The following is a 24,695-nucleotide window of genomic DNA, read 5'->3' on the forward strand; positions in this document are numbered from 1 at the left end:
GGCCGGGTCCCTCGTCGGTGTGGGGAAGGTCGGCCGACGTGCGCGTCAACGCGTCGGTCGTGACGTAGGCTGTGTCCTGGCCGCCGGTGGCGACGGTCGCGTTCGTCTCGCGGGCCGCCATCTCGGCGTACTCCCGTATCGAGATTCGATAGGCTTCCTCGTAGTGGCGGACCCAGTAGGGTTTCCACTCCTTCTGGGCGTCGGTGTAGTGGTTCGAGAGGATTACCTCGGGTGCAACCGTGACCGCGCCGAGCCCGCCGAACTTCTCCGGTTGGCCGGCCCAGCAGAGGAATCCGCCGGTGATCTGGTATGACAGCGAATCGTAGATCGTTCCCCAGTCGAACAGGCCGCCGTAGCTGTCACCGTTCGGGACCGAGGGGGCGCCGTACCTCTCCTCGCCGGCGGTCGCGATATCGTCGGCGATCGCATCGACGCCGCCCCACTCGGCTTCCATCCCTTCGCCGATACGGATGTTGACCTCGTCCAGGTCGTGCGTGCCGTCGTGGTCGAACGGGGCGTTCGTCTCGAGGTTGAACACCATGTGGTCGGCGGTGTACATCCCGTGGTAGTCACAGAGGAACTCGACGTTGTCGTACCCGCGGAAGTGCTCGACGATCGCCAGCGAGTCCGGAACGACGTCCGCGTACCCGAGATCATCGTCCTCGTACCCGGGTCGGACGTCGGGCGTATTCTCGGGTTCGGCGGGCCAAAAGCTCGGGTCCGTCCAGCCGATCGTCGGATACTGGCGATTGGTGTCGATCGCCGACCCGTCGACGATACTCGCGTTGCCGCGCTGGAAGTTGGTGTCGTGGTCCTCAACCCACGGGATGTGGGTCTGGGGTTTTCGCGAGACCCAGCCGTCGGGATTCGTAAACAGGAACAGCAAGACGACGTCGTCGAGCAGCGGCTCGAACGCCTCGGCCTCGCCCGCGGCGATCTCCTCGAGCAGCCGAGAGCCGGCCTCGGTCCCGGCGCGTTCGTCGCCGTGGATGTTCAGCGAGTAGACGACCTTCTCCTTCTCGGCGAAGGAGGCGTCGTCGCCGACGTCGTTCGTGACCTCGGCGACGTAGATGTCCCGCGGATCGACCTCGTCGGTGTACAGGTTCTCCCAGCCCGGCGACTGGCCGATCGTCTCGACGCGGACTCGGTCCTCGTGTTGCGCCTCGAGGTGCTCGAGCGCCCGCGCGGTCTCCTCGTAGGAGAGGTAGTTTCTGGCTTCCTCGACCGGCGGGAATATGCCGTCCTCGTAAGGGGCCTCGAGTTTCCACCAGGGGTTCGCGCCGGGTGAGAAATCCATCCGTTCGACTCCCTCGAGGTCGAGGACGTCCTCGACCTCGTCGGCCGTGAGGTGGGCGTGTGCGGCGGGGGTCGGCGACTCGCGAGTGACCGCCTTCGGCGCACGCTCGAGATCCGAATCGGGTTCCTTCTCGAACTCCTCGGCGAAGGCCTCGAGCGACGCTGCGTCGGTGAATTCGATGACGGTCGCCGCCTCGTAGTCGTCGGGCGTGTGGTTGACGACGAACGCGTACTCGTCGGTCATCGGGTCGCCGGTTACGTCCGCGCTCGCCGCTCCCGGTACCGCGAGCGCAGCTCCGGTTGCTGCGGAGAGGCTGAGGAACGTTCGGCGGTCGATATCCGCATCCTCGAAGGGGTTGCTCGGCAGACGATCGTCGGCGTCGCTCGGTTCGATAATGTCTGGATTCCGTGTCATTAGCTCTCGTGAGTATTACCTCGAGAGCAATTAACAGGGATAGATGATATATAAGATTAGAAAATAGCGAAAACATCTGGGACAAATATCTTTACGTGCTGGAGACCCACGTATTCAAGTTCGCACAGTATTCGCTCGACTCTCGACCGGCTCAACGATGCCGTCGCTTCAGGAAAGCGTGGGACGGGTCTCTATCACACCGGGGGCACCCGTAGTACGTGTCCATCCGTTCGAAAAGAGAGACGGCGGGCTAGAACTCGTGTTCTACCTCTTCTTCGTTGGCCTTCTGGATGATGATCTTCCCGTCCCGGACGCGAACGAAAACTTCGTCGCCGATATCCATACCCGCGACTGCGAGTTCGTCCTCGTGGAGGTTCAGATGGACGTTGTGGTAGTTGCCGTCTTCGTCTTTCGCACCGCTTGGACTCAACTTCTTTTTCCGGACCATCGCGGGATTCTAGGTCGCACTTCGCCGTAGGATATACTTAAGTGTTTTCTACGACACAGCGAATGACCTCGTTTCGGGTTCGAATCACGCTACACGATCACACCGTGGCGCCGCCTCGGACGGAACAGTGACCGAACCGATCCGACGGGATCACTTAAAGATAGTGGCGCAGTCCGTCGATTTTGGGGGATATCTTTATGTCTGATCGTGTGCAGAACTGACATGGAGGCTAAAACTATGGTACGTGAGGACGGAAAGCGAAACTTCGCACTGCGAGAATCGGGCGGCGACGAGACGAGCGTCTTCTCGGGAAACACGCCGCGCCAGGCCGCGCTCAAGGCGGCCCGCCGACTCGAGCCCGGCTCGAGCGAGGACGCGGCCGATCGCGTCGAACTCCGACTGCGGGAGAAAGGCACCGACAAGGTTCACATCTACGACGGTTGGGCGTGGGAGGAGACGGCTCCCGACGACAAACCCGACTGGATGCCCGACGAGATCACGGAAGCGAACGTCGCCAAGAAGGGAATCGACCACCTCGAGGAGTAGCCGTCCGAGAATCGATTGTTTTGCGGAGAACGACGCCGTCCCGAGCCGCGAGTCGAACGTTCGGTCGCGAATCGGGCTCCGACCTCGAGGCGAGTCGAACGATCGGCCGGGCCGAACGCGTCCGACTGCTCCGACGCGTTTTTGGCGCGGTCCGGCAAAGACCGAGGTAATGCGTACAGTCACGCTCGGTCCCGAAGGGACCTACTCGCACCGGGCAGCGAGCGCGATCGCCGACGACGACGAGATCGGCTTCCGGCAGTCGGTCACCTCGATCGTCGAGGCCGTCGCGACCGGGGAGTACGACCGCGGAATCGTCCCCATCGAGAACAGCATCGAGGGCAGCGTCACGGAGAGTCTCGACGCCGTCGCGGAGTACGACGTCGCGATCGTCCGCGAGATCGTCACCCCGATCCGCCACGCCCTGCTCGCCCAGGGCCCGGAGTTCGACATGATCGCCAGCCACTCCCAGGCGCTCGCGCAGTGTCGCTCCTACCTCGAGCGCGAGTACCCCGACGCGACCCTCGAGGCCGTCGCCAGCACCGCCCAGGGCGTCGAGTTCGCCCGCGACGACCCCTCGATCGCGGGGATCGGCCACCCCGCGAACGCCGACATCGAGAACGGACTCGAGGTGCTCGCCGAGGACATCCAGGACCAGGACTCGAACGCGACGCGCTTTTTCGCGCTCGCGCCCGCCGACGAGCGCTCGACCGGCGGCGGGAAGTCGACGTTCGTCGTCTACCCGAACGCGAACTACCCCGGACTCCTGCTCGAGTTGCTCGAGCCCTTCGCCGAGCGGGACATCAACCTCTCGCGGGTCGAGTCACGCCCCAGCGGCCAGCGACTCGGCGACTACGTCTTCCACATCGACGTCGAGGCGGGGCTGTACGAGTCCCGGACGATCGAGGCGCTCGAGGACATCGAGGAGTTAGCCGAGAAGGGCTGGGTGCGACGGCTCGGGTCGTACGACCTCGAGCACGTCGTCGAGTGAGTGAGGGGTGCCCGCAGCGCAGCCGGCGAGAATCAGTAGTGGCCCATCACTCCGGCTGCTCGAGCGCGGTCGGTACAGGACCGGAAGAGAACGTAGCCGAGAACGAAGTACGTAATCCCCACGAGCACGAGCACCGAGAGTTCGACGGGCTCGAGTTCCCAGAGACGGATCCCTTCGTTCATTACCCGTTGCAGCAGGTAACTCCCCTGCGTGAGCGGGAGTAGCTTCAGCACGACGAACTCCGCTGAAGCGGGGCCGAGGGCGATACAGGCGACGAGCGCGAACTTGACGAGACCAAAGATCGCGCTAACGTTCTTGTAGCGGACCGTGGCACCGCCGAACAGCAGCCCGAGCCCGATCGTCGACAGAAGCGTGAGGACGACGATCGGAACGATACTGAGGAGGTCGAGCGAGATCGACTCCCCCGTCGTCAGGAGCATCAACGCGAGCATCGCGAATCCAACCGAGAAGGTTACTAACAGCGAACTGAGCGACAGCAACACCGCGATGCGACCGAAGCCGATCGGCGAAAGGTACAGCTGTTCGAGGGTTCCCCACTTCGCCTCGGTCGCGAACAGTCCCGCGAGCGACTGGTAGGAGGCGTTCGCCATGACGAACAGGAAGAAGCCGACGATCAGCGCACCGAGCGTCTCGCCGAAACTCGGGCCGACGAGCGAGCGCCCGCCGACGTAGACGAGAAGGAACAGCGCGTACAGACCCAGTACCGCGCCAGCGGTGTTCAGCGGATACCGTCGCATGATGAGCAGGTCCCGTCGTACCAGCGCCGATAGCGCCGAGGTGAGTGCTGACAGCGTCCTTGGATCGCTACCACTCATAGCGTGCTTCGAAGTGAACGGCGATCCTCGGCCCGTGACCGATCGAACGCGAGCGAGTCGAGGACGGTTTCGAGGCTTCCCTCGAGAGTCCGTACCGATTCGATCTGCGACCCGTGTGCCACGACCGTCCCGGTTAGCTCGTGGATGCGGCCAGCGTCCGGAACGGCGACTTCCAGCGTCGTTCGATCCCGACGTTCAGTACAGGAAACGAGTTCGTACGTCCGGTCAATCTCGCTTCGCGCTGCCGACGGCAGCGCTCCTTCGACGACCAGTTCGTACACTTCCGTTCGGAAGACGTCGACCAAATTTTCGACGTCGTCGTCCGCCACGATGTGGCCGCCGTCGAGGACGATCCCTCGATCACAGACCGACTCGATCGCGTCAAGATCGTGGCTCGAAAGTACGATCGTCATCCCCCGTTGCTCCGTGAGTTCGACGAGCAGCGCCTGGAGCTCGAGGGACGCCTCGGTGTCGAGTCCGAGCGTCGGTTCGTCGAGAAACAGCACGTCGACGTTCTGGACCAGCGCTGTGGCAATCGAGACTCGCTGTTTCTGTCCACGAGAGAGGTCGTTGACTACTTTTTCCGAGAGATCGGTGAGGTTCAATCGGTCGATAGCCGCGTGGATGCGCTCGCGCTCGTCACCGCGTCCCGCAGCGTTCATCCGGCTGAAAAACTCGAGGTTCTCCCGGACCGTCAGCCGCCAGTACGTGCTTCGGGCGCCCTCGAGTACCGCAGCCATCGTCGCGTGAGCGCGATGCGGATGCTCCGCAACGTCGGTTCCGTCGACTCGAACACGTCCTCCCGTCGGAGAGACTAACCCGAGTAACGTCTTGAGCAACGTCGTCTTTCCGGCACCGTTCGGTCCGATCAGTCCGACGATCGTTCCCGGTTCGATCTGCAGATCGACACCGTCGACTGCACGAACCGTCTCTTCGCTTCGTTCGTACGCCACGACTAGATTCTCGACGGAGATGATCGGCCGTGTCGTCGGATCATTGTTCTCGGTCATACAGCGAAGCGTAGGCCTCGTGATCGTACATATACTCTCGCAGACATCTGTGACGAGGACGTACTCTCGGTACCACGTTCTCTTTCAAGTTTATAAGCGAAAGCGAGCCCATTCAGACTCGGGTGATATACCCATGCTACAATATATCAGCGCGGGATACGATGGCGATACGCTGAGCGGCAGTCTCAGTATCGAAATCGGATCCTTCTGAACGCGACGCCCAGAGGAACAGCCCTATCACCAACCCGTTTTGGCCGTAACGAGAGGCTGCCGAATCGAGTCGAAAGGGCGGTTGATCCCCAGAGACCGACCAAGAGAATACCGAACCTATGAGCCCGGATCGCAACAGTCCCGTCGAAGCCGTCGAGGAGTGGAGAGTCGCGACCCTGTCATTGATTCTGCTCGCAGTCATGTTTACAGTACTGATCGGTTCCCACATCGTCGCAAACAGCCTCCTTTCGATTCCCTGGCTCCTTCCGGAAGCGGAGGGGGCACTGATCGGCATCCCGGTCGCACTGATCGTCTATCTCCTCGTTCCAGGGCTCGTCGGAATCCCACGCGAAGCGCTGTTTATTACGGTCCCCAGCCGATCGATCCTTCGGTGGGCGGGGGTTGCCGTCGTCCTCGTCGGAGCCGTCACGGTCGGTAGCGTCGTAGGCTTGTCGGGGACGCTCGAGGCACACGTCAGCGACAGGCGGTTTCTCTCGAGAGTACTGCTCAGTGCGGTGCTGTTGGGACTGCTCGCCGCGACAACGGAGGAGATCGTGTTTCGCGGGTATCTGCTCTCGTTTATAGGCCACAACTGGGGATGGCCGGCAGCGATCGTGTTGACGTCGATACTGTTCGGATTGCTGCATAACGGCAAGGTCGCGGGCACCGGCGCGTCGGAACTCTACGTGCTGGTCACAACCTCAGCGGGGCTGCTGTACGCGCTCGTCACCTACTACACCGAAAGCGTCTGGAACGCGGTCGTACTTCACGCTGTCTGGAACACCGTGTTTCACACCCAGGTGGTCTCGATCGAGCCCACCGAAACGCAGCCGGAACGGGCGATAATTAGCTACGAGTACGCCGAAGCCAGTTTCCTGTTCGGTGGAAACTGGGCGACCGCTACCGTATCTCCGTTCGTGCTACTCGTACTGGTAGTCGCATCGGTCACCGTACTACTCGGTTATCGTCTAAATTCTCTCAAAGAATAATCCGATAATAATAACTTTCACAAATAAGTACTATAGGGTAGCTAGTGAAAAGCCGATGAGTGCAATACGGACGAACGACCTGACGAAGCAGTATGGATCGCAGACCGTCGTCTCGAAGATCGATCTCGAGGTAGAGGCCGGCGAGGTGTACGGGTTTCTCGGCCCGAACGGTGCCGGTAAGTCGACGACGATCGCGATGTTGCTATCGTACGTACACCCGACCGATGGGACTGCTCGAGTCCTCGGCAGAGACGTCCGGAAGGAATCCGCCGAGATCAAACGCCGAATCGGCGTGTTACCGGAGCAATATCAGCTGTATGATCGGCTCTCGGGACGAAAGCATCTCCGCTTCGCTATCGATTCGATGGGAGCGAGCGACGATCCGGACGCGCTGGCCGACCGCGTCGAACTCGAGACAACTGCAGTTCAGCGACCGGTGGGCGAGTACTCGACGGGGATGAAACAGCGACTGCGAATAGCGTTGGCACTAGTCGGCGAGCCCGAGCTGCTCGTACTCGACGAACCCTCGAGCGGACTCGATCCGGCCGGGATTCGACTTCTCAGGGAAATCGTCGTCGAGGAGCGGGATCGCGGTGCGGCTGTCTTCTTCTCGAGCCACGTTCTCGAGCAGGTCGAGGAAGTCAGCGATCGCATCGGGATTCTCGTCGACGGTGAACTCCGGATGAGCGGGGATCTCGAGGAACTCAAGTCTAAAGCCGGCGCTGCAGTCAAACTCGAGGTCGAGACCAACGCCGTTTTCCAAGAACTTCTGACCGCCGTTGAATCGGTCGAATCGGTCACAGGGTGTGCGGTTACCGATAGCGGCCCCGAAGCACCTTCTCTCTCCATCTCGCTCTCGAGTGGGGCCGCGAAAGCCGACGTCTTCCGAGCGATCGAGGCACACGCCACGATCGAGGATTTCGTCGCCGAAGAACGGTCGCTCGAGTCGCTGTTCGAGCAAGGCGTCGCGGAGGCGAGCCGATGACGGTCGTTGACATCGCGCGCAAGGACGTCGCCGATGCGGTTCGCTCGAGAGCGCTGTGGGTCGCCACCGCGATCTTTCTCGGGTTTATCGTCCTGGCACAGGGGATCGTGCTGGCGGTCGTCGAGGATCCGGATCCCGAACTCGCGGCGCGCTTTCTCGAGGGTCCGGCGACGGAGGTCGTTTTGCCGATACTCGGTCTCCTGGTCGGGTATCAGGCGATCGTCGGCGAGCGCGAGACGGGCAATGTGAAGTTCCTGCTCGGACTTCCCCACTCCCGACTGGACGTCCTATTGGGGAAGTTCGTCGGCCGGACGGCCGTCCTCGCGGTCGCCGTCCTGGGCGGGTTTCTGGCTGCGATCGGGATGATTGCGGTGGCGGTCGGACTCCCACCGCTCGTCCCGATCGGGGCGTACGTGCTGTTCGTCCTCCTCTCAGTAGCGGCGATCGTCTCGATCGCGGTCGGGATTTCGGCCGTCGCCGGGACGAGAACTCGAGCGATCAGCGTCGCCATCGGAGGATACCTCCTCGCGACCGTTCTCTGGTCGTACGTCGTCGACGGGCTCTACTACGCGGTCACTCGGAGCCTTCCGAGCGCCGACCCGCCGACGTGGATCGCCGTCGTCGATCACCTCAATCCCCTCACCGCGATGAGTACGAGTGGAGACGTGTTCCTGCCTGAGGCGAGCCAGATCGCGATCACGGCGACGGAGGATGGAGTCAGTGCGACCCAGACTGACCAGACTCCGACGGGAACGACCGAGGCGCTCGTCCACGAACCGCTGTTTCTGGTCGCCGTCCTCCTCGCGTGGATCGTCCTCCCGCTCGCGGTCGGCTACCTCCGCTTCCGCGACGCCGACCTCTCGTAGCTTCCGCGGGTCGCTGTCCAAATCGTTTTTCACCCACCCGCCGTATTGGGGGTATGGCACTCATCGCAGGCGACGACGCACCGACCGTCACCGCGCGCAACCAGGACGGCGAGGAGGTCGTCCTCGAGTTCGACCACCCCACGGTCCTCTACTTTTACCCGCGCGACGAGACGCCCGGCTGTACGACCGAGGCGACCCAGTTCCAGCGCGAACTCGAGACCTACCACGAGGCGGGCGTCGACGTCTACGGCGTCTCGACGGACGACGTCGACTCCCACCAGTCCTTCTGCGAGTCGGAGGGTCTCGAGTTCGACCTGCTGGCGGATCCCGACGCCGAACTCGCCGAGGCGTTCGACGTGGAGGTTCGAAACGGCGCGACCGCGCGGACGACGTTTTTCATCGGCGACGGCGAGGTCAAGGCCGCCTACGAGGACATCGACCCGGACGGCCACGCCCGACAGGTCCTGCTCGACGCGCTCGAGGACGGGCGCGTAACCCTCCCCGAGTAGTCGTTTCTCCCGATCCGTTCCACTTCGGCTCCGAGAGCGACCACTGTAGCCGTCTCGAGGGAACGCGACGAACCTCGGCGGATCGACGACGGAGAGTGCGTGAGTATACCAAGCACAGTATTTATAAACTCGAACGTTGAACGCACTGACGTCGCTGGACGATAGCAAGTCCGGTGATCAGCCAGACGGCGTATCGCGTGTCGAGAGCCGAGCACGACGATACGGACCACGCCTCCTCGAGATCGGAGCAAAGAAAACGGAGGAGCCGAGCCACCTGTTCGCGTGGTCCTTTTCGAACTCCGTTTCGAGCAGAATTTATCCCTGTCGAGCACCTACGCCGAGGTATGCGACGAAACCCGTTCGAGGAGATCGAGGAGATGCTCGACCGCGTCAGCAAGCAGGTCGAAGGCGGGATGGGCAGCGGCGGGCTTCAGGTGCCGGGCTCGGTACCGGTCGACGTCGCCGACAGGGCCGAGGAGTACGTCGTCACGGCCGACCTGCCCGGCTACGACACCGACGATATCGAACTCACTCTCGCCGAGGGGACGCTGCGCCTCGAGGCCGAGCGCGCCGACGAACTCGAGCACGCCTCCGAACGGTACATCCGACGCGAGCGAACCCGAACGTCGGTCAACCGCCGGATCCGTCTTCCGGAGCCGGTCGAGGAGGAGTCGGTGTCGGCGAGCTTCGAGAACGGCGTTCTGACGGTCCGACTGCCGAAAGTCGAGGGCGGCGACGATTCGAGAGCGATCGACATCGAATAGTCGTCCTCGGCCCGTTCTGCGCTCGAGGGCGGAGACGAAACGCGCTCGAAGACCTTTTTCAGAATTCGCCACCTCGAGGGACGGTCCGCCGACCGTATAGAAAGCTATACGACGACGACGCTACCACACGTATATAAACAGATGAGCGACGCGGGATACGACCACGCGGCGGTCGAACGACGCTGGCAGGAGGCGTGGGACGAGGCGGACGTCTACCGGACGTCCGACGACGTCGAGGATCCGACGTACGTCCTCGGGATGTACCCCTACCCGTCGGGGAAACTCCACATGGGCCACGTCCGAAACTACACGATCACGGACGCCTACGCCCGATTCCGGCGGCTGCAGGGCGACGACGTGCTCCACCCGATGGGGTGGGACGCGTTCGGCCTCCCCGCCGAGAACGCGGCCAAGGAGCGCGACACCAACCCGCGAGACTGGACGTTCGACTGCATCGAGACGATGCGCGGCCAGATGGAGTCGATGGGCTTCGGCTACGACTGGGACCGCGAGATCGCCACCTGCACGCCCGACTACTACAGGTGGAACCAGTGGCTCTTCGCCCGGTTCCACGAGGAGGGGCTGGTCGACCGACGGGACGCCGAGGTCAACTGGTGTCCCGAGTGCGAGACCGTCCTGGCCGACGAGCAGGTCGAGGGCGAGGCCGAACTCTGCTGGCGCTGCGATACGCCGGTCGAGGAGCGCGAACTCGAGCAGTGGTTCCTGAAGATCACCGAGTACGCCGACGAACTGCTCGAGGACATCGACGACCTCGAGGGGTGGCCCAACTCGGTGCGTCAGATGCAGCGCAACTGGATCGGGCGCCAGGAGGGGACCGAACTCGAGTTCTCGGTGGAAGGCCACGGCACCGTCGAAGCCTTTACGACCCGCGTCGACACCATCCACGGCGCGACGTTCTTCGCGCTCGCGCCGGACCACCCGATCAGCGAGGAGTTGGCCGAATCGGACGACGAGATCCACCAGTTCGTCCGCCACGAGGCGGATCCGGAAGGTGACGAGCCCAACGGCATCGAGACCGATCTGACCGCCACGAATCCCGTCACCGGTGAGGAGATCCCCGTCTACGTCGCCGACTTCGTCCTCTCCGACGTCGGGACGGGCGCGCTGATGGCGGTGCCGGGCCACGACGAGCGCGACCACGCCTTCGCGACGAAGATGGACGAGGAGATCGTTCCCGTCGTCGCCCCCGAACCCGACGACTGGGACGGCGAAACCGTTCCCGAAGCGCCCGACGTCGGCGAGGAGGCCTACACCGAGGACGGCGTGCTCGTCAACTCCGGGGAGTACTCCGGCCTCGAGAGCGACGTCGCCCGCGAACGGCTGACCGACGATATCGACACCGCCGAGTGGACCACCCAGTACCAGCTGCGGGACTGGGGGATCTCCCGGCAGCGCTACTGGGGGACGCCGATCCCGGTCGTCCACTGTCACGACGGCTGTGGATCGGTCGTCCTCCCCGAGGAGGAGCTTCCCGTCGAGTTGCCGGAGTTCATCAACACCACCGGCAACCCGCTGGACGCGGCCGAGGAGTGGAAGGAGACGACCTGTCCCGACTGCGGCGGGGCCGCCACCCGCGAGACCGACACGATGGACACCTTCGTCGACTCCTCGTGGTACTTCCTGCGGTACGTCTCGCCGGATCTCGAGGAGGCCCCCTTCGACCTCGAGCGGGCCAACGACTGGATGCCCGTCGACCAGTACGTCGGCGGGATCGAACACGCCGTGATGCACCTGCTGTACTCGCGATTCTTTACGAAGGTGCTGGCCGACCACGAGGGTCTCGAACACCGCGAGCCCTTCACGAACCTGCTCGCCCAGGGGATGGTTCAGCTCGAGGGCGAGAAGATGTCGAAATCGAAGGGGAACGTCGTCTCGCCCCAGCGGATCGTCGAGGAGTACGGCGCCGACACCGCCCGCCTGTTCATGATGCAGGCCGCCCAGCCCGAGCGCGACTTCGACTGGAGCGAGGAGGGCGTGCGCTCGACGTACGCCTTCCTGACGCGCCTGCAGAGGATGGTCGAGGACTACACAGCGAACGAGCCGGACGGGGAGGACGACGCCGTCGCGAGCTACGTCGACGGCGAGATCGACGCGACGGTCGCCATCGCGACCGAGAAGTACGACGAGCTGACGTTCAACCGGGCGCTTCGGGAGGTCCAGGACCTGGTGCGGACGCTCCGGCAGTACGCGGACTACGCCGAACCCCACGCCGACACCTACGAGCGAGGACTGTCGGCGGTCGTCCGGCTGCTGGCGCCCGTCGCACCCCACATCGCCGAGGAGCTGTACGACGAACTGGGCTACGAGGGGTTCGTCGCCGAGGCCGAGTGGCCGACCGCCGAGGTCGACCGCAATCACGTCCGGAAGCGCCGCCAGCTGGTCGAGAACACCCGCGAGGACGTCCGGGACATCGTCGACGTCGCCGGCATCGAGGACCCCCAGGCGATCGACGTCGTCGTCGCGCCCGACTGGAAGTACGACGCCTTAGAGATCGCGATCGAGAGCGACGCCCCGAACCTGATCGGCGAGCTGATGCAGGAGTCGCACATCCGCGAGCAGGGCGACGCCGCGGCCGACTACGGCCAGGACCTGCAGGCCGAGCGCGAGGCGCTGTCGACGACCCTCGAGCCCGACGAGGAACACGAGGCCCTCGAGTCGGCCGCGTGGCTGCTCGAGCGGGAGTTCGAGGCCCCGGTTGCCGTTCGTCGCGCCGAAGAGGTCGACGAGACCGTCCTGAAAAACGCCGAACCCGGACGGCCGGCGATCGAGATCGAGGACGGCGCCGAGAACTGACCGCGACCACGCCGGCGAGCGTGGAACGGGCAGGCTGTTCTTTTATTTCCGCGCCCGTGGGTAGTGGAGACACCGAATGAGACACGACGGCAGAGCGCAGTCGGACCCCGCACGGTGGCCAGTTTCCGGCGTCTCGAGCCCGAAGGCACCCTACGTCGCCGCGATGACGTGGCGGAAGGGGCTGTTCGTCCACTGGCCGATCGATCCCGAGGCGCTCCGACCCCACGTTCCCGACCAGCTCACCCTCGAGACTCGGGACGGACGGGCCTGGCTGAGCGTGTTGCCGTTCGTCCTCGCCGACGCCGGACTGCGAGGGACGCCCTCGCTCGCGAGGTTCAGCATTACCGAACTCAACGTTCGCACGTACGTGCGACACCGTGGCGACCCCGCCCTCTATTTTTTCAGCGTCGACGTCGACAACCCGGCGGTCGGCGAACCGATCGGTCGCGCGACCCGACTTCCGGTTTACACCGCCCGGATGTCCCTCGAGGACGACGGGGATCGAATCGAGTTCTCGAGCGAGCGCCGTCGGTCGAAGACGGGCGATCCGGCCCGGTTCGTGGCGTCGTACCGCCCTACCGGCGACGTCTCAGTTCCCCGAACCGATTCGCTCGCCTACTGGCTCACCGAGCGACGGCGCTTCTACGCACCGTCGGGCGACGGCGTGATGGCGGGCGAGATCGCCCACGATCCGTGGCCGCTCCAGCCGGCCGAGGCGACGATCCGCGAGAACACGATGTTCGCGGCCAACGGGCTTCCGTCGCCGACCGACGACCCCACCGTTCACTACTGCGATCGGCTCCCGATCAGGGGATCGATCCTGCGTCGGCTCCCGGACGAAGAATGAGGAGCGGGTTCGGGCTGCCCCGGTACCGGCGTCGCTACGTATCGGTGTGGATCAGTCCGAAGTCGAAGCCGGCCTCGTGTTCGCGGGCGTCCTCGTAGACGACGCGGGCCGCCGCGACGTCCTGGATCGCGAGCCCGGTCGAGTCGAAGACCGTGACGCCGGTGTCGTCGGTGCGGGCCGCCTTCTGGCCGACGACGAGTTCGCCGATCTCGCCGTAGATGTCGTCGTCCGTGAGCGTTCCCTCGTTGTAGGGCACGTTGACCTCGCCGGAGTGGGTACACTGCTTGTGATCGTCGATGACGATCGTCGACTCGAGCAGCAGCTCGTCGGTCAGCTCGTGTTTCCCCTCGGCGTCGGCGCCGATGGCGTTGACGTGGGTGTGATCGCCGACGTCCTCGAGGCCGACGACGGGATCCCGGACCGGCGTCACCGTCGAGAGGACGTCGCAGTGACCCGCCTCGGAGATCGAGCCCGCGCGGACGTCGAACTCGTCGTCGTAGGCGTCGATGAACCGCTGGACGCGCTCGTCGTCGAGGTCGCTGACGACGACCTCCTCGATCGGGCGGATCTCGCTGATCGCCTCGAGCTGGGTGTACGACTGGACGCCCGCGCCGACGATCCCCATCGACGTGGCGTCGGGAACGGCGAGATAATCGGTCGCGACGGCCGCCGCCGCGCCGGTGCGTTTCATCGTCAGCGCCGTGCCGTCCATGATCGCGAGCGGGTAGGCGGTCTCGGGATCGGAGTAGATCATCGTTCCCAGGACGGTCGGCAGGTCGTGGTCGGTGGGATTGTCGGGGTGGACGTTGACCCACTTGACGCCCGCGGCGTCCCACTCGCCCGCGTCGAGGTAGGCGGGCATCGACCGGAAGTCGCCGTTGTACTGCGGGAGGTCGATGTAGGACTTGGCGGGCATCTGTGCGTCGCCGCGTTCGTAGGCGCCGAAGGCGTCTTCAACCGCGCTGATGACGTCCGCCATCCGCGCGTGCTCGTCGACGTCGTCGCTGTCCAGGAGAAGCGTCTGCATATCGGCGAATATTGCGGGCTGCTACTTAAGTGGTGCTAACTGACGGACGGCGTCCTCCTCGAGTGAACTGGCAAAAGAACTCGAGTTCGGGCCGACGAATCGATCGAACGGTGCGTTGCTTCGGTCGAACGGCAGGGTGGGTAAGCGGGCCGGGTTTACATCTCGCGGGTCGCGCCCTGCCCGCTCGTGTATTTGAGGTTCGTCGAACCTCGCCTACATCATGCCGCCCATACCGCCGCCCATGCCGCCCATGCCGCCGCCCATACCGCCGCCGCCCGGCGGCATCTCCTCGTCGTCGTCGTCGTCGGCGACCGCGAGGTCGCCCGCGGCGATGACGTCGTCGATGCGCAGCAGCATGACCGCGGCCTCGGTGGCCGACTCGATCGCCTGGGTCTTCACGCGAAGCGGCTCGTAGACGCCTTCCTCGCCCATGTCGATCGTGTCGCCCGTGAAGGCGTCCAGTCCGGCAGCCTCGTTGCCGCCGTCGTGGGCCGCGCGGAGCTCGACCAGCGAGTCGATGGGGTCGAGGCCGGCGTTCTCAGCGAGGGTGCGCGGGATGACTTCGAGGGCGTCCGCGAACGCCTCGACGGCGAGCTGCTCGCGCCCGCCGACGGAGTCGGCGTAGTCGCGCAGAGCCAGCGAGAGCTCGACCTCCGGGGCGCCGCCGCCCGCGAGGACTTTGCCGTCCTCGAGGGTCGTTCGCACGACACCGAGGGAGTCCTCGATGGCGCGGTCGACCTCGTCGATGACGTGCTCGGTGCCGCCCCGGAGGATCAGGGTGACGGCCTTGGCGTCGTCGACGTCCTCGACGAAGATGCGCTGGTCGCCGGCGATCTCCTTCTGGGCGACGCTGCCGGCGAAGCCGAGGTCGTCCTCGGTCAGGTCGTCGACGCTGGTGACGGGCGTGGCGCCGGTCGCGCGGGCCAGCTGGTTCTGGTCGCTGGACTTGACGCGACGGACGGCGATGATTCCCTCCTGGGCCAGGTAGTGCTGGGCCATGTCGTCGATGCCGCCGTCGACGAAGACGACGTCGGCGCCGGCGTCGGCGACCTTCTGGGCCATCTCCTGGAGCTGTTTCTCCTCCTGCTCGAGGAACTGCTCGAGCTGGTCGGGGTCGGTGACGTTGACCTCGGCGTCGATCTCGGTTTCCTTGATCTCGAGGTCGCCGTCGACGATCGCGACGTTGGCGTCCTCGGCGAAGTACGGCATGTTCTCGGAGACGCGCTCCTTGTCGACGATGACGCCCTCGACGAGCTCGGAGTTCTCGATCGAGCCGCCGACGACCTTCTCGACTTTGATGTTGTCCGTGTCGACCTCGTCGTCGTCGGCGACCGACTGGACGGCGTTGACGACGAGTTCCGCGAGCAGGTCGCGGGCGCTCTCGGCGCCCTTGCCGGTCATCGCCGTCGCAGCGATCTGGTGGAGGATCTCCTCGTCGTCCTCGTCGACGTCGACAGCGATCTCCTCGAGTGCTTCGGTGGCCTCCTCGGCGGCCTGGCGGTACCCCTGGGCGAGGGTGGTCGCGTGGATGTCCTGGTCGAGGAGGTCCTCGGCCTGGCTCAGGAGCTCACCGGCGACGACGACGGCGCTCGTGGTGCCGTCGCCGACCTCGTCCTCCTGGGTCTCGGCGACTTCGACGATCATGTCGGCCGCGGGGTGGTCGATCTCCATCTCCGAGAGCAGCGTCACGCCGTCGTTCGTGACGATGACGTTGCCCGAGGAGTCGACGAGCATCTTGTCCATCCCTTTCGGACCGAGCGTGGTCCGTACCGACTCGGCGACGGCCTTGCCGGCCTGGACGTTCATCGACTGGGCGTCCTTGCCGGACGTTCGCTGGCTGTCCTCCGAGAGTACAATAAGGGGCTGGTTGCCCATCTGCTGTTGTGCCATAGTCATCCGATGGATTGATTGCTATTCTATATAAAAGCTTCGTTATTGGATGGTACAATCCCTCACACAACGGTTCAGTACGGGGATTCGGAGACGGCTCTCGCTGTGCTATTTATATGGAAGAAGCGCGAGGAAAACGCGTTCCGACCGAGCCGCGAGCGATCAGGATTCGCCACCGGAGTAGCGGTGGTACTGCATCCCCTGGTGTTTCATCTCGTTGTGGCGCTCCTCGAGGAACGAGTACACCGTTCCGTGGGGCGCCCCGTCGAGCAGCATCTCGGCGGCCGTACGGACGGCGTCGACCTCCGGCGGGGTGCCGATCGCGCCGAGCGTCGAACCGTAGATGACGACGTCGGCCCCCGAGAGCTCCTCCATGAGTTCACGGGTGCGGCCGTCCTCGCCGATGAGCCGGCCCTTCTTGCGTTTCATGTCGTTTTTATTGCGTGCGGCGGCGTCGATGTCGACAATATCGAGCTGCATCATGTCGTCCTCGAGCAGCTGCAGCGCCTCCTCGGGCGGAAAGCCGCGACCGATCGCGCGAACGATTTCAGGTCCCTTGAGTCCGCGAACGGGATCGCCGACGGTTTCGACGGCGACGGAGCCGTTCTCCGAGTCGATGTCCAGGCGGACCTCCGCTGCCGCCTCGATCTCGCGCATCGTCTCGCCGCCCTCGCCGATGAGGACGCCGATGCGGTCCTGCGGAATCTTCACGTGCTTCATGCCCTCCAGTATTCGCTCAGCGACGTTAAGACCTTGGTCCGCTATCGACGGTGCAACGACTATACGCCGTTTCGGCGTACCCCCAGCATGGCGACCGAACCGCGGTACGAGATCGCCGTTTCGGACGACCGATCGCTCGAGGGAACGCTCCTCGTCGGCCTCTCGAATTTCGGGCTCGCGGGGCTCACCGCGACGGATCATCTGCTCACCCAACTCGAGTTCGAGCAGGTCGGTCACGTCCGTTCCCGAAACCTGCCGACGGTCACCCCCTTCGAGGACGGGACGCCCAGGTGGCCGATACGCCTCTACGCGGCGACCGATCACGATCTCTGCGTGCTCGTCAGCGAGGTCGTCGTCCCGGTGTGGGCCGGGCCGGCACTCGCCGACGCCGTCGGTACCCTCGTGGCCTCGAGCGAACTCGAGGAGATCGTCCTCCTCCACGGCGTCCCGTTCCCCCACGGGCCCGACGAACACGCGGTCTTCTTCGTCGCGACGCCCAAGTACCGGGAGCGACGGCTCGATAAATCCGAGTTCGCACCGCTTCGCGGCGGCGTCCTCGACGGCGTTCCGGCCGAGTTCACGACCCGAAGCCTGGACGGCGAGCTGCCACCCCTCGGAACGATCGTCACGCCGATTCATCCGCCGGGGCCGGACTTCGACGCCGCCGTTCGGTTCCTCGAGTTCCTCCGCGAGGGGTACGGGCTCGAGGTCGACGACCGACAGCTCCGCGAGCGATCGGAGTCGATGAACCGCTACTACGACGAACTCGCCGATCGCATCGAGACCCTCGAGGCGGAGAGCGGGAGCCCGGAGGAACGCCACTTGCCGATGGACCGGATGTTCATGTGAGAAGACGCGACTGATCGGGTTACGGGCGACGGGAACGGGCGATCGACTCCCCGATCGCCGGAAGCACGAGCATCGATCCCACCCCGACGGCGACCGCCACGGTGACCGACAGCAGCGGAACGCCGACGACGGTCGCGACCGCGACGCCGCCGTAGGCAGCGACGGCGAGGACGGTGTTGTAGTGGACGAATCGAAGGGCGATCAGCGCCGGGGAGAACGTGAGCCAGCCGAGGGTTTCCGTTCCCGGCGGCCGGACCCATCCTCCACGAACGAGGGCGCCCACCAGCACCATCGTCAGCCAGGCGACGATCGCGGCCGTCGTCACCCCGTAGCTCGCGGTCGAATCGCTCACCGAGACGACCAACAATATCGGGAGTCCGAGAATCGACACCTCGCCGAAGATCGACGTCACGTCGTGAAGAAAGCAGCCAAAGCGGCTCTTCTCCAGGTTGGCTATCGTTCCGTACCCGTACCACGACTGGCGCTTTCGCGTGTAGGCGGGACGGGTCCGCCGGCCGGGGGTCCGATCGCGACGGTCTCTTCCCATACCGGTGTAACGGTCACTGCGGATAAATAGCCCGCGACTCCCGCAGTTACCGGTCGTCGGACGGGGCGGCGACCGACCGGAACCGAACCGATCCGGTCTCGGTGTCGACGACGGCGACGGTTCGGTGCTCGTCGGGAACCGTCGGGAAGTGGGCGCCCGGGTTGAGCAGCGTCGTCTCGCCGAGTTCAGTGTGTTCGCGCCGGTGGTGGTGGCCGTAGCAGACGACGTCGTACGCCTCGGCTGCGGCGAGCGCTTCGACCTCTGCCTTCGACTCCCCGTGGAGTACCGCGACGGAGAGCCCGCCGAACTCGAGGTCGGCGAACCGGCCGTGGAGTTCGCTTCCCTCGCCGAGGGCGTCGAACGTCGCCTCGAGGCCCGAGATTTCGCCGTCGTTGTTCCCGAGCACGCCGTGGAGTTCGTACCCCTCGAACGCCGAGAGCAGGGGCGGTGCGACGAAGTCGCCGCAGTGGATGACGACCTCGACGCCCTCCTCGTCGAAAGCGTCGGCTGCGCGCTCGGCCGCGTCGACGTTGTCGTGGGTGTCGGAGACGATCCCGATGTTCATACGTGGAGGCCCGTCGGCGAGTAACTAAGGCGTTCGGGGACCGGAGACGGGCGACGCTGGCGGTCAGTCTCGAGACGGGTCCGGCTCCGGGTTCGTGACGAACTCGAGCAGTTCGTCGGGGTCGGTCTCGACGCCCTGCCGGGAGAAGAAGTTCGCGACGTTCTCGCAGTCGCGCTCGAGGAAGTCCCGACTGTTGGGGTGGTGGACGGTGACGGCCTGCCCGAGGTCGATGACGACGAGCTGGCCCTCGTGGAAGACGACGTTGTACTCGCTCAGGTCGCCGTGGACGATCCCCGCCGAGTAGAGCCGGCGCATGTACTCGCGCATGACGCCGTAGGCCGTTTCGGGGTTCTCGATGTGAACCTCGCCGAGGCGTTTCGCGCGGCCGTCCTCGTTGCCGATGTACTCCATCACGAGGACGTTTCGCTCGGTGGCGATCGGTTCCGGCACCCTGATGCCGGCTTTCTTCGCCCGCCGGAGGTTCGCTAGCTCCTTTTTCGTCCAGGCGAGCACGACGTCTTTCTTCTTGCCGCCCAGCCCCTCGAAGCGCGGGTCGCCCTCGAGGTAGTCGCGCATCTGCCGGAAGTTCGAGGCGTTGATGCGGTAGACCTTGACGGCGACCTCGCGGTCGTCGCCGAGGGCGTGGTAGACGTTCGCCTCCTTGCCGGTCGACAGCGGCCCCCCGAAGGCTTCGACGTAGCCGTCCTGGACGAGTTTGTACAGCGCCGCCAGCGTCGCGTCGTCGAACACCGACTGCTCGACCTTGAACTGGTCGGCGTCCTTGATCCGCTCCTCGAACTGCTCGAACTCCCGGTCGCGCTTGCGGGCGATCCGGTCGGCCTCGGTATCCGAGACGTCGATCTCCTCCCACTCGTCCCCTGGCGTGTCGACCTCCTCGAGGTCGACCAGCCCGTACTCCGTTCCCTGTTCCATCTGTCGGCGTCTACGGAGTCGGTGCGGGTAAAGACTGGGTATCGGCGGATCGTCGCCGAAACTCGGTTCCACCGTCGGGCCGACTGCAACGAATCCGGCCGGTACGGCTCTACGCTTTTCAGCCCGCGAAGCGTACTGCTCTCCATGAACCGATCAGTCGAGGGGCGACCGACGAGGGGCGAGCGATGAGCGGCCACGACGTCACGCTCGAGTGGCCCGACGGCCGGAGCGAAACGGTGGCGGTCGATCCTCAGGAAACGGTCCTCGAGGCGGCCCTGCGCGAGGGGATCCGGCTGCCCTACGACTGTCGAAAGGGGACCTGTACGGCCTGCGTGGGGCGGGTGCTCGCCGTCGAGGGGAACCGGGGCGAGAGCGACGAGCAGCCCGACGCCGCAAGCGCCGTCGACTACCGGCGCCCGCCGCGGGCGCTCGAGGAGTCCGATCGGGCCGATGGCTACGCGCTGCTGTGTATCGCCCATCCCCATGCCGACTGTCGGATCGAGGTCGGCCCGATGGTTCGGAGCCAGCTCGGCGACAGCCCCTGGGGATAGTCCCTCGGTCGCGGGCAGCTTTATCCCCACGTTCGTGGTACGCCCAATCATGAGTGATGCTGACAATCCCACCGACGCCGAACCGGGCCACGATCACGAACACCACGGCCACGAGGGTCCGGGCTACGCCACACCGCAGGCTGCCCTCGAGGAGGGCGAGCGCGAGGAACTCGCCTACGTGATGAGCCTCTACACCGGAACCGACATCGACGAGCCCGACTTCGTCGCCGTCGTCGACCTCGACCCCGACTCCGAGACCTACTGCGAGATCGTCGACCGCCTCGAGATGCCCGAGAAGGGCGACGAACTCCACCACTTCGGATGGAACGCCTGCTCGTCGTCGTGTCACGTCGAGGGCCTCGAGCGCCGACATCTGATCGTCCCCGGCCAGCGATCCTCCCGCATCCACGTGATCGACACGAAGAACCGTCGAAATCCCGAACTGGTCGAGGTGATCGAGCCCGAGGAGGTCTTCGAGTACGACCTCTCGGCGCCCCACACCGTCCACTGCGTCCCCGACGGGAAGATCATCATCAGCATGCTCGGCGACGCCGACGGCGAACTGCCGGGCGGCTTCCTCGAGCTTAACCACGACTTCGAGATCGAGGGCCGCTGGGAGCCGCCGGGCGAGATCGAGATGAACTACGACTACTGGTACCAGCCCCGCCAGAACGTGATGATCTCGACGGAGTGGGCCGCACCCAAGACCTACTACCCGGGATTCGACCTCGAGGACGTGGAGGACGGGAAGTACGGCCGACGGCTGCACTTCTGGGACTGGGAGAACGGGACCGTCGAGCAGACGATCGATCTGGGCGAAGAGGGGCAGATCCCACTGGAGGTCCGCTTTCTCCACACGCCCGAGTCGACCCACGGCTTCGTCGGGGCGGCGCTGTCGTCGAACATCTTCCACTTCTGGTACGACACCGAGGCCGGCGAGTACCGCGCCGAGAAGGCGATCGACTTCGAGGCCCGCGAGCACGAGGACTGGGAGATGTCCGTCCCGCCGCTGACGACGGACATCCTGATCTCGATGGACGACCGCTACCTGTTCGGGTCAAACTGGCTCCACGGCGAACTGTGGATGTACGACATCTCCGACCCCGCGAACCCGCGACGGGCCGACTCGCTTTCGGTCGGGGGCACCTTCGGCGACGTCCAAGAAGTACAGGGTCGCGAACTGGCGGCCGGCACGCAGATGATCCAGCTCAGCCTCGACGGCGAGCGTCTGTACTGGACGACCTCGCTGTTCTCGACGTGGGACGACCAGTTCTACCCCGAGGAGGCCGAGAAAGGGTCGGTGATGCTGAAGGCCGACGTCGACCCCCGAAACGGCACCCTCGAGCTCGACGAGGACTTCCTGGTCGACTGGGGCGAGTGCCCGAAGGGGCCGGCCCGCGCCCACGAGATCCGCTGGCCCGACGGCGACTGCACCAGCGACGTCTGGCAGTGACGGAGACACACGTGGTCGTCCTCGAAGAGTCCGACGGCTCCAGTAGGACGGTCGAGGTCGAGGCCGGGGAAACGGTCCTCGAGGCGAGCGAACGGGCCGACCGCGCGGTTCCCTTCGGCTGTCGAACCGGGGCCTGTGGCACCTGTGCGGGTCGGGTGCTCGAGGTCGCCCGGGTGGAGGGAGAGAGCGACGACGAGTCGGCAGCCGAAGCGACCGACGACCCCGACGTCGCCGACGCCTTCGCGTACCGCCGCGACCCGCGGGCGCTGAAGCCGCGCCACCGCGAGGACGGCTACGTCCTGCTGTGTATCGCCGTTCCGCGGGCGGACTGCCGGGTCGCCGTCGGCTCGCGAGCCCGAAGCGGGCTGGTCGATAATCCCTGGAAGTAACGGGAGTCGTTCGCTCGAGCGCGCTCGGCGACGGCAGTCAGTAACGTTAACGGAGCCGCGACGCAACCCTCGAGCAACGAATGTCCCTCGCCGACGAGAACGCGGACAACCCCTATCTCCGGGACCCCCCGACCGAGTTCGAGCGCCTCGAAGCGCTCTCGGAAGAGGAGGCGGAGCGACAGGTCCAACTGCTCCGCGAGGCCGTCCGCGAGCACGACCGACGGTACTACGTCGAGAACGACCCGCTCGTCGCCGACCGAACCTACGACGCGCTGTTCGCCCGGTTACAGGAACTCGAGGACGCCTTCGACCTCGCCAGTCCCGACAGCCCGACCAGCGGCGTCGGCGGCGAACCGATCGAGGCCTTCGAGACGGTCGAGCACGTCGCGCCGATGCTCTCGATCGAGCAAAGCGGCGAGTCGGAGGACGTGCGGGACTTCGACTCACGCGTGCGACGGGAGGTCGGCGACGTCGACTACGTCTGCGAGCCCAAGTTCGACGGCGTCTCGATGGAGTTCGTCTACGAGGACGGCCGACTCGAGCGGGCGGTCACCCGCGGGGACGGCCGCGAGGGCGACGACGTGACAAAGAACGCCCGCACGATCGGCTCCGTTCCGCAGAAACTGCACGGCGACCACCCCGACTTCCTCGCCGTTCGGGGCGAAGTCTATATGCCCAAAGACGCCTTCCAGGCGCACAACCGCGAGCGGATCGAACGCGGCGAGGAACCGTTCGCCAACCCCCGGAACGCGACCGCGGGGACGATCCGCCAGCTCGATCCCTCGGTGGTCGCCAACCGCCCCCTCGAGGTCTTCTACTTCGACGTCCTCGAGACCAGCGAGCTCGCCGAGAGCCACCGCGAGGAGCTCGAGCGCTTCCCCGAGTGGGGGCTGCGGGTGAACGAGCACGTCGAAACCGTCGACGACATCGAGGACGCGATCGACTACCGAGACCGGATGCTCGAGGCCCGCGACGACCTCGAGTACGAGATCGACGGCACCGTGATCAAGGTCGACGACCGCGAGGCCCGCGAGGAGCTGGGCCGGACGGCCCGACACGACCGCTACGCGTTCGCCTACAAGTTCCCGCCCCGCGCGGAGGTGACCCCGATCGCCGACGTGGCGGTCCAGATCGGACGGACGGGGCGGGTGACCCCCGTCGCCCTGCTCGAGCCCGTCGACGTCGGCGGCGTCACCGTCTCGCGGGCGAGCCTGCACAATCCCGAGGAGATCGCCGAAAAGAACGTCGACGTCGGCGACACCGTTCGCGTGCAACGGGCGGGCGACGTGATCCCGTACGTCGAGGAGGTCGTTGAGAAAGGAGCGGAGAACGAACCCGGGAGTCACTACGAACTTCCCAATCACTGTCCAGTCTGCGGAAGCGCAATCGAGCGCGACGGGCCGATGGCCTTCTGTACGGGCGGGCTGGCCTGCGATGCCCAGCTTCGCCGATCTATCGAGTACTACGCGAGCGACGACGGGCTCGACCTCGAGGGGCTGGGCGAGCGAAGCGTCCGCCAGCTCGTCGACGCCGGCCTGCTCGAGTCCGTCGCCGACCTCTACGAGCTCGACCGCGAGGCGCTCGTCGAGCTGGAGGGGTGGGGCGAGACGAGCGCCGAGAACCTGCTCACAGAGATCGACTCGGCCAGAGCGCCCCCGCTCGCCGACTTCCTCTCCGCACTCGGCATCCCCCACGTCGGCCCGACGACCGCCCGCGAGCTGGCCCGCGAGTTCGGCACCTTCGGTGCAGTTCGAGAGGCCGCCGAGGACGACCCCCAGTCCCTCGAGGGCGTCGACGACGTCGGCGAGACCGTCGCCGGGCAGATCCACGACTTCTTCGCCAGCGAGGCCAACGCGGCGGCCGTCGACGCCGTCCTCGAGCACGTCTCCCCGCAAGAGACCGAACTCGAAACAGGCGGCGACGAACTCGAGGGGCTGACGTTCGTCTTCACGGGCTCGCTCGAGGACGTGACCAGAGGCGAGGCCCAGGAAGTCGTCGAAGCCCACGGCGGGTCGGCGACGGGCAGCGTCTCGGGGAATACGGACTACCTCGTCATCGGCGACAGTCCGGGCCAGACGAAGCTCGACGACGCCGAGAGCGAGGACGTTCCGGTGCTCGAGGAGGGGGAGTTTCGGGAGTTGTTGGCGGAGCGAGGAATCGAGCTCGGGTAGCGTTACCAGTAGGTAGTAGCATAATTTCTTTATTCAGATCTTCATGTGAAACTCGCGTTACGTATAGGGTATACACC

The 24,695-nt window shown here is 65.3% G+C and carries 24 protein-coding genes; 14 read left to right on the forward strand and 10 right to left on the reverse strand.

What is annotated here, in order from left to right; translation table 11 throughout:
* Both ACNA7R_RS11620 and ACNA7R_RS11625 read right to left on the reverse strand, forming a co-directional pair.
* The coding region (locus tag ACNA7R_RS11620) for a M14 family zinc carboxypeptidase (RefSeq protein ID WP_416283729.1) at positions 1-1,711 on the reverse strand (1,711 nt) is incomplete at its 3' end.
* 250 nt (positions 1,712-1,961) lie between these two features.
* Positions 1,962-2,159, reverse strand: a complete 198-nt coding sequence (locus ACNA7R_RS11625) for a hypothetical protein (RefSeq protein WP_005555160.1) — start codon at positions 2,157-2,159, stop codon at positions 1,962-1,964.
* 237 nt (positions 2,160-2,396) lie between these two features.
* Between ACNA7R_RS11625 and ACNA7R_RS11630 the strand changes: the two genes are divergently transcribed.
* Complete coding sequence (locus ACNA7R_RS11630; RefSeq protein ID WP_278303015.1) at positions 2,397-2,705, forward strand: non-histone chromosomal MC1 family protein; 309 nt, start codon at positions 2,397-2,399, stop codon at positions 2,703-2,705.
* Between the two features lie 169 nt (positions 2,706-2,874).
* Complete coding sequence (gene pheA, locus ACNA7R_RS11635; RefSeq protein WP_416283730.1) at positions 2,875-3,693, forward strand: prephenate dehydratase; 819 nt, start codon at positions 2,875-2,877, stop codon at positions 3,691-3,693.
* A gap of 32 nt (positions 3,694-3,725) precedes the next feature.
* On the opposite strand, the gene ACNA7R_RS11640 is transcribed toward pheA, so the two are convergent.
* The gene (locus ACNA7R_RS11640; RefSeq protein WP_416283731.1) at positions 3,726-4,529 is read right to left on the reverse strand and encodes an ABC transporter; all 804 of its coding nucleotides are present in this window, start codon (positions 4,527-4,529) and stop codon (positions 3,726-3,728) included.
* Positions 4,526-5,539, reverse strand: a complete 1,014-nt coding sequence (locus ACNA7R_RS11645; protein WP_416283732.1) for an ABC transporter ATP-binding protein — start codon at positions 5,537-5,539, stop codon at positions 4,526-4,528. The genes ACNA7R_RS11640 and ACNA7R_RS11645 overlap by 4 nt, the downstream gene beginning before the upstream one ends.
* Positions 5,540-5,868: 329 nt before the next feature.
* Between ACNA7R_RS11645 and ACNA7R_RS11650 the strand changes: the two genes are divergently transcribed.
* From ACNA7R_RS11650 to ACNA7R_RS11680, 7 genes are all read left to right on the forward strand, one after another.
* Positions 5,869-6,738: a lysostaphin resistance A-like protein gene (locus tag ACNA7R_RS11650; RefSeq protein WP_416283733.1), complete on the forward strand. Its 870-nt coding sequence runs from the start codon at positions 5,869-5,871 to the stop codon at positions 6,736-6,738.
* Positions 6,739-6,793: 55 nt separating this feature from the next.
* Positions 6,794-7,723 carry an ABC transporter ATP-binding protein gene (locus ACNA7R_RS11655; RefSeq protein WP_416283734.1) on the forward strand — a complete coding sequence of 310 codons (930 nt, stop codon included), beginning with the start codon at positions 6,794-6,796 and terminating at the stop codon, positions 7,721-7,723.
* Positions 7,720-8,589 (forward strand): ABC transporter permease subunit, encoded by an 870-nt coding sequence (locus ACNA7R_RS11660; RefSeq protein ID WP_416283735.1) that lies wholly within the window; start codon positions 7,720-7,722, stop codon positions 8,587-8,589. Before ACNA7R_RS11655 ends, ACNA7R_RS11660 begins: the two co-directional genes overlap by 4 nt.
* Positions 8,590-8,642: 53 nt before the next feature.
* Positions 8,643-9,098, forward strand: a complete 456-nt coding sequence (locus ACNA7R_RS11665; protein ID WP_416283736.1) for a peroxiredoxin — start codon at positions 8,643-8,645, stop codon at positions 9,096-9,098.
* A gap of 344 nt (positions 9,099-9,442) precedes the next feature.
* Positions 9,443-9,862, forward strand: a complete 420-nt coding sequence (locus ACNA7R_RS11670) for an Hsp20/alpha crystallin family protein (protein WP_416283737.1) — start codon at positions 9,443-9,445, stop codon at positions 9,860-9,862.
* Between the two features lie 141 nt (positions 9,863-10,003).
* On the forward strand, positions 10,004-12,676 hold the full coding sequence (leuS, locus tag ACNA7R_RS11675; protein WP_416283738.1) for a leucine--tRNA ligase: 2,673 nt from the start codon (positions 10,004-10,006) through the stop codon (positions 12,674-12,676).
* A gap of 76 nt (positions 12,677-12,752) precedes the next feature.
* The gene (locus tag ACNA7R_RS11680; RefSeq protein ID WP_416283739.1) at positions 12,753-13,523 is read left to right on the forward strand and encodes a YqjF family protein; all 771 of its coding nucleotides are present in this window, start codon (positions 12,753-12,755) and stop codon (positions 13,521-13,523) included.
* A 34-nt stretch (positions 13,524-13,557) separates the two neighbouring features.
* Here the strand turns inward: ACNA7R_RS11680 and ACNA7R_RS11685 are convergent, their stop codons facing one another.
* The 3 genes from ACNA7R_RS11685 to ACNA7R_RS11695 all read right to left on the reverse strand — a co-directional run bounded on the left by ACNA7R_RS11685 (position 13,558) and on the right by ACNA7R_RS11695 (position 17,160).
* The gene (locus ACNA7R_RS11685) at positions 13,558-14,550 is read right to left on the reverse strand and encodes an ornithine cyclodeaminase family protein (RefSeq protein ID WP_416283740.1); all 993 of its coding nucleotides are present in this window, start codon (positions 14,548-14,550) and stop codon (positions 13,558-13,560) included.
* Positions 14,551-14,763: 213 nt separating this feature from the next.
* Positions 14,764-16,425: a thermosome subunit alpha gene (gene thsA / locus ACNA7R_RS11690; RefSeq protein ID WP_416283750.1), complete on the reverse strand. Its 1,662-nt coding sequence runs from the start codon at positions 16,423-16,425 to the stop codon at positions 14,764-14,766.
* A 177-nt stretch (positions 16,426-16,602) separates the two neighbouring features.
* Positions 16,603-17,160, reverse strand: a complete 558-nt coding sequence (locus ACNA7R_RS11695; RefSeq protein ID WP_416283741.1) for a KH domain-containing protein — start codon at positions 17,158-17,160, stop codon at positions 16,603-16,605.
* Positions 17,161-17,247: 87 nt separating this feature from the next.
* On the opposite strand from ACNA7R_RS11695, the gene ACNA7R_RS11700 reads away from it, so the two are divergent.
* On the forward strand, positions 17,248-18,009 hold the full coding sequence (locus ACNA7R_RS11700; RefSeq protein WP_416283742.1) for a proteasome assembly chaperone family protein: 762 nt from the start codon (positions 17,248-17,250) through the stop codon (positions 18,007-18,009).
* Between the two features lie 19 nt (positions 18,010-18,028).
* Here ACNA7R_RS11700 and ACNA7R_RS11705 read toward each other — a convergent pair whose 3' ends face one another.
* The 3 genes from ACNA7R_RS11705 to rio1 form a co-directional block, all read right to left on the reverse strand.
* Positions 18,029-18,556, reverse strand: coding sequence for a hypothetical protein (locus tag ACNA7R_RS11705; RefSeq protein ID WP_416283743.1), 528 nt, complete (start codon positions 18,554-18,556; stop codon positions 18,029-18,031).
* Between the two features lie 46 nt (positions 18,557-18,602).
* A complete protein-coding gene (locus ACNA7R_RS11710; protein WP_416283744.1) occupies positions 18,603-19,121 on the reverse strand; it encodes a metallophosphoesterase in 519 nt (172 codons plus the stop codon).
* A gap of 63 nt (positions 19,122-19,184) precedes the next feature.
* On the reverse strand, positions 19,185-20,054 hold the full coding sequence (gene rio1, locus ACNA7R_RS11715) for a serine/threonine-protein kinase Rio1 (RefSeq protein WP_416283745.1): 870 nt from the start codon (positions 20,052-20,054) through the stop codon (positions 19,185-19,187).
* Between the two features lie 185 nt (positions 20,055-20,239).
* Here rio1 and ACNA7R_RS11720 point away from each other — a divergent pair, with 185 nt between their 5' ends.
* The 4 genes from ACNA7R_RS11720 to ligA all read left to right on the forward strand — a co-directional run bounded on the left by ACNA7R_RS11720 (position 20,240) and on the right by ligA (position 24,618).
* Positions 20,240-20,605 carry a 2Fe-2S iron-sulfur cluster-binding protein gene (locus ACNA7R_RS11720; RefSeq protein WP_416283746.1) on the forward strand — a complete coding sequence of 122 codons (366 nt, stop codon included), beginning with the start codon at positions 20,240-20,242 and terminating at the stop codon, positions 20,603-20,605.
* A 49-nt stretch (positions 20,606-20,654) separates the two neighbouring features.
* Positions 20,655-22,058: a selenium-binding protein SBP56-related protein gene (locus tag ACNA7R_RS11725; protein ID WP_416283747.1), complete on the forward strand. Its 1,404-nt coding sequence runs from the start codon at positions 20,655-20,657 to the stop codon at positions 22,056-22,058.
* Positions 22,055-22,447: a 2Fe-2S iron-sulfur cluster-binding protein gene (locus ACNA7R_RS11730; RefSeq protein ID WP_416283748.1), complete on the forward strand. Its 393-nt coding sequence runs from the start codon at positions 22,055-22,057 to the stop codon at positions 22,445-22,447. The genes ACNA7R_RS11725 and ACNA7R_RS11730 overlap by 4 nt, the downstream gene beginning before the upstream one ends.
* Positions 22,448-22,527: 80 nt before the next feature.
* Complete coding sequence (gene ligA, locus ACNA7R_RS11735; protein WP_416283749.1) at positions 22,528-24,618, forward strand: NAD-dependent DNA ligase LigA; 2,091 nt, start codon at positions 22,528-22,530, stop codon at positions 24,616-24,618.
* Positions 24,619-24,695: the final 77 nt, after the last annotated feature.

It is taken from the genome of Natronococcus sp., from assembly GCF_047921035.1.
In the GTDB taxonomy this organism is placed as follows: domain Archaea; phylum Halobacteriota; class Halobacteria; order Halobacteriales; family Natrialbaceae; genus Natronococcus.

Excerpts from the sequence above, each read along its gene's own strand:
- ACNA7R_RS11625 (WP_005555160.1), bottom strand. The coding sequence starts at position 2,159 with ATGGTCCGGAAAAAGAAGTTGAGTCCAAGCGGTGCGAAAGACGAAGAC.
- ACNA7R_RS11630 (WP_278303015.1), top strand. The coding sequence starts at position 2,397 with ATGGTACGTGAGGACGGAAAGCGAAACTTCGCACTGCGAGAATCGGGC.
- pheA (WP_416283730.1), top strand. The coding sequence starts at position 2,875 with ATGCGTACAGTCACGCTCGGTCCCGAAGGGACCTACTCGCACCGGGCA.
- ACNA7R_RS11640 (WP_416283731.1), bottom strand. The coding sequence starts at position 4,529 with ATGAGTGGTAGCGATCCAAGGACGCTGTCAGCACTCACCTCGGCGCTA.
- ACNA7R_RS11645 (WP_416283732.1), bottom strand. The coding sequence starts at position 5,539 with ATGACCGAGAACAATGATCCGACGACACGGCCGATCATCTCCGTCGAG.
- ACNA7R_RS11650 (WP_416283733.1), top strand. The coding sequence starts at position 5,869 with ATGAGCCCGGATCGCAACAGTCCCGTCGAAGCCGTCGAGGAGTGGAGA.
- ACNA7R_RS11655 (WP_416283734.1), top strand. The coding sequence starts at position 6,794 with ATGAGTGCAATACGGACGAACGACCTGACGAAGCAGTATGGATCGCAG.
- ACNA7R_RS11660 (WP_416283735.1), top strand. The coding sequence starts at position 7,720 with ATGACGGTCGTTGACATCGCGCGCAAGGACGTCGCCGATGCGGTTCGC.
- ACNA7R_RS11665 (WP_416283736.1), top strand. The coding sequence starts at position 8,643 with ATGGCACTCATCGCAGGCGACGACGCACCGACCGTCACCGCGCGCAAC.
- ACNA7R_RS11670 (WP_416283737.1), top strand. The coding sequence starts at position 9,443 with ATGCGACGAAACCCGTTCGAGGAGATCGAGGAGATGCTCGACCGCGTC.
- leuS (WP_416283738.1), top strand. The coding sequence starts at position 10,004 with ATGAGCGACGCGGGATACGACCACGCGGCGGTCGAACGACGCTGGCAG.
- ACNA7R_RS11680 (WP_416283739.1), top strand. The coding sequence starts at position 12,753 with ATGAGACACGACGGCAGAGCGCAGTCGGACCCCGCACGGTGGCCAGTT.
- ACNA7R_RS11685 (WP_416283740.1), bottom strand. The coding sequence starts at position 14,550 with ATGCAGACGCTTCTCCTGGACAGCGACGACGTCGACGAGCACGCGCGG.
- thsA (WP_416283750.1), bottom strand. The coding sequence starts at position 16,425 with ATGGGCAACCAGCCCCTTATTGTACTCTCGGAGGACAGCCAGCGAACG.
- ACNA7R_RS11695 (WP_416283741.1), bottom strand. The coding sequence starts at position 17,160 with ATGAAGCACGTGAAGATTCCGCAGGACCGCATCGGCGTCCTCATCGGC.
- ACNA7R_RS11700 (WP_416283742.1), top strand. The coding sequence starts at position 17,248 with ATGGCGACCGAACCGCGGTACGAGATCGCCGTTTCGGACGACCGATCG.
- ACNA7R_RS11705 (WP_416283743.1), bottom strand. The coding sequence starts at position 18,556 with ATGGGAAGAGACCGTCGCGATCGGACCCCCGGCCGGCGGACCCGTCCC.
- ACNA7R_RS11710 (WP_416283744.1), bottom strand. The coding sequence starts at position 19,121 with ATGAACATCGGGATCGTCTCCGACACCCACGACAACGTCGACGCGGCC.
- rio1 (WP_416283745.1), bottom strand. The coding sequence starts at position 20,054 with ATGGAACAGGGAACGGAGTACGGGCTGGTCGACCTCGAGGAGGTCGAC.
- ACNA7R_RS11720 (WP_416283746.1), top strand. The coding sequence starts at position 20,240 with ATGAGCGGCCACGACGTCACGCTCGAGTGGCCCGACGGCCGGAGCGAA.
- ACNA7R_RS11725 (WP_416283747.1), top strand. The coding sequence starts at position 20,655 with ATGAGTGATGCTGACAATCCCACCGACGCCGAACCGGGCCACGATCAC.
- ligA (WP_416283749.1), top strand. The coding sequence starts at position 22,528 with ATGTCCCTCGCCGACGAGAACGCGGACAACCCCTATCTCCGGGACCCC.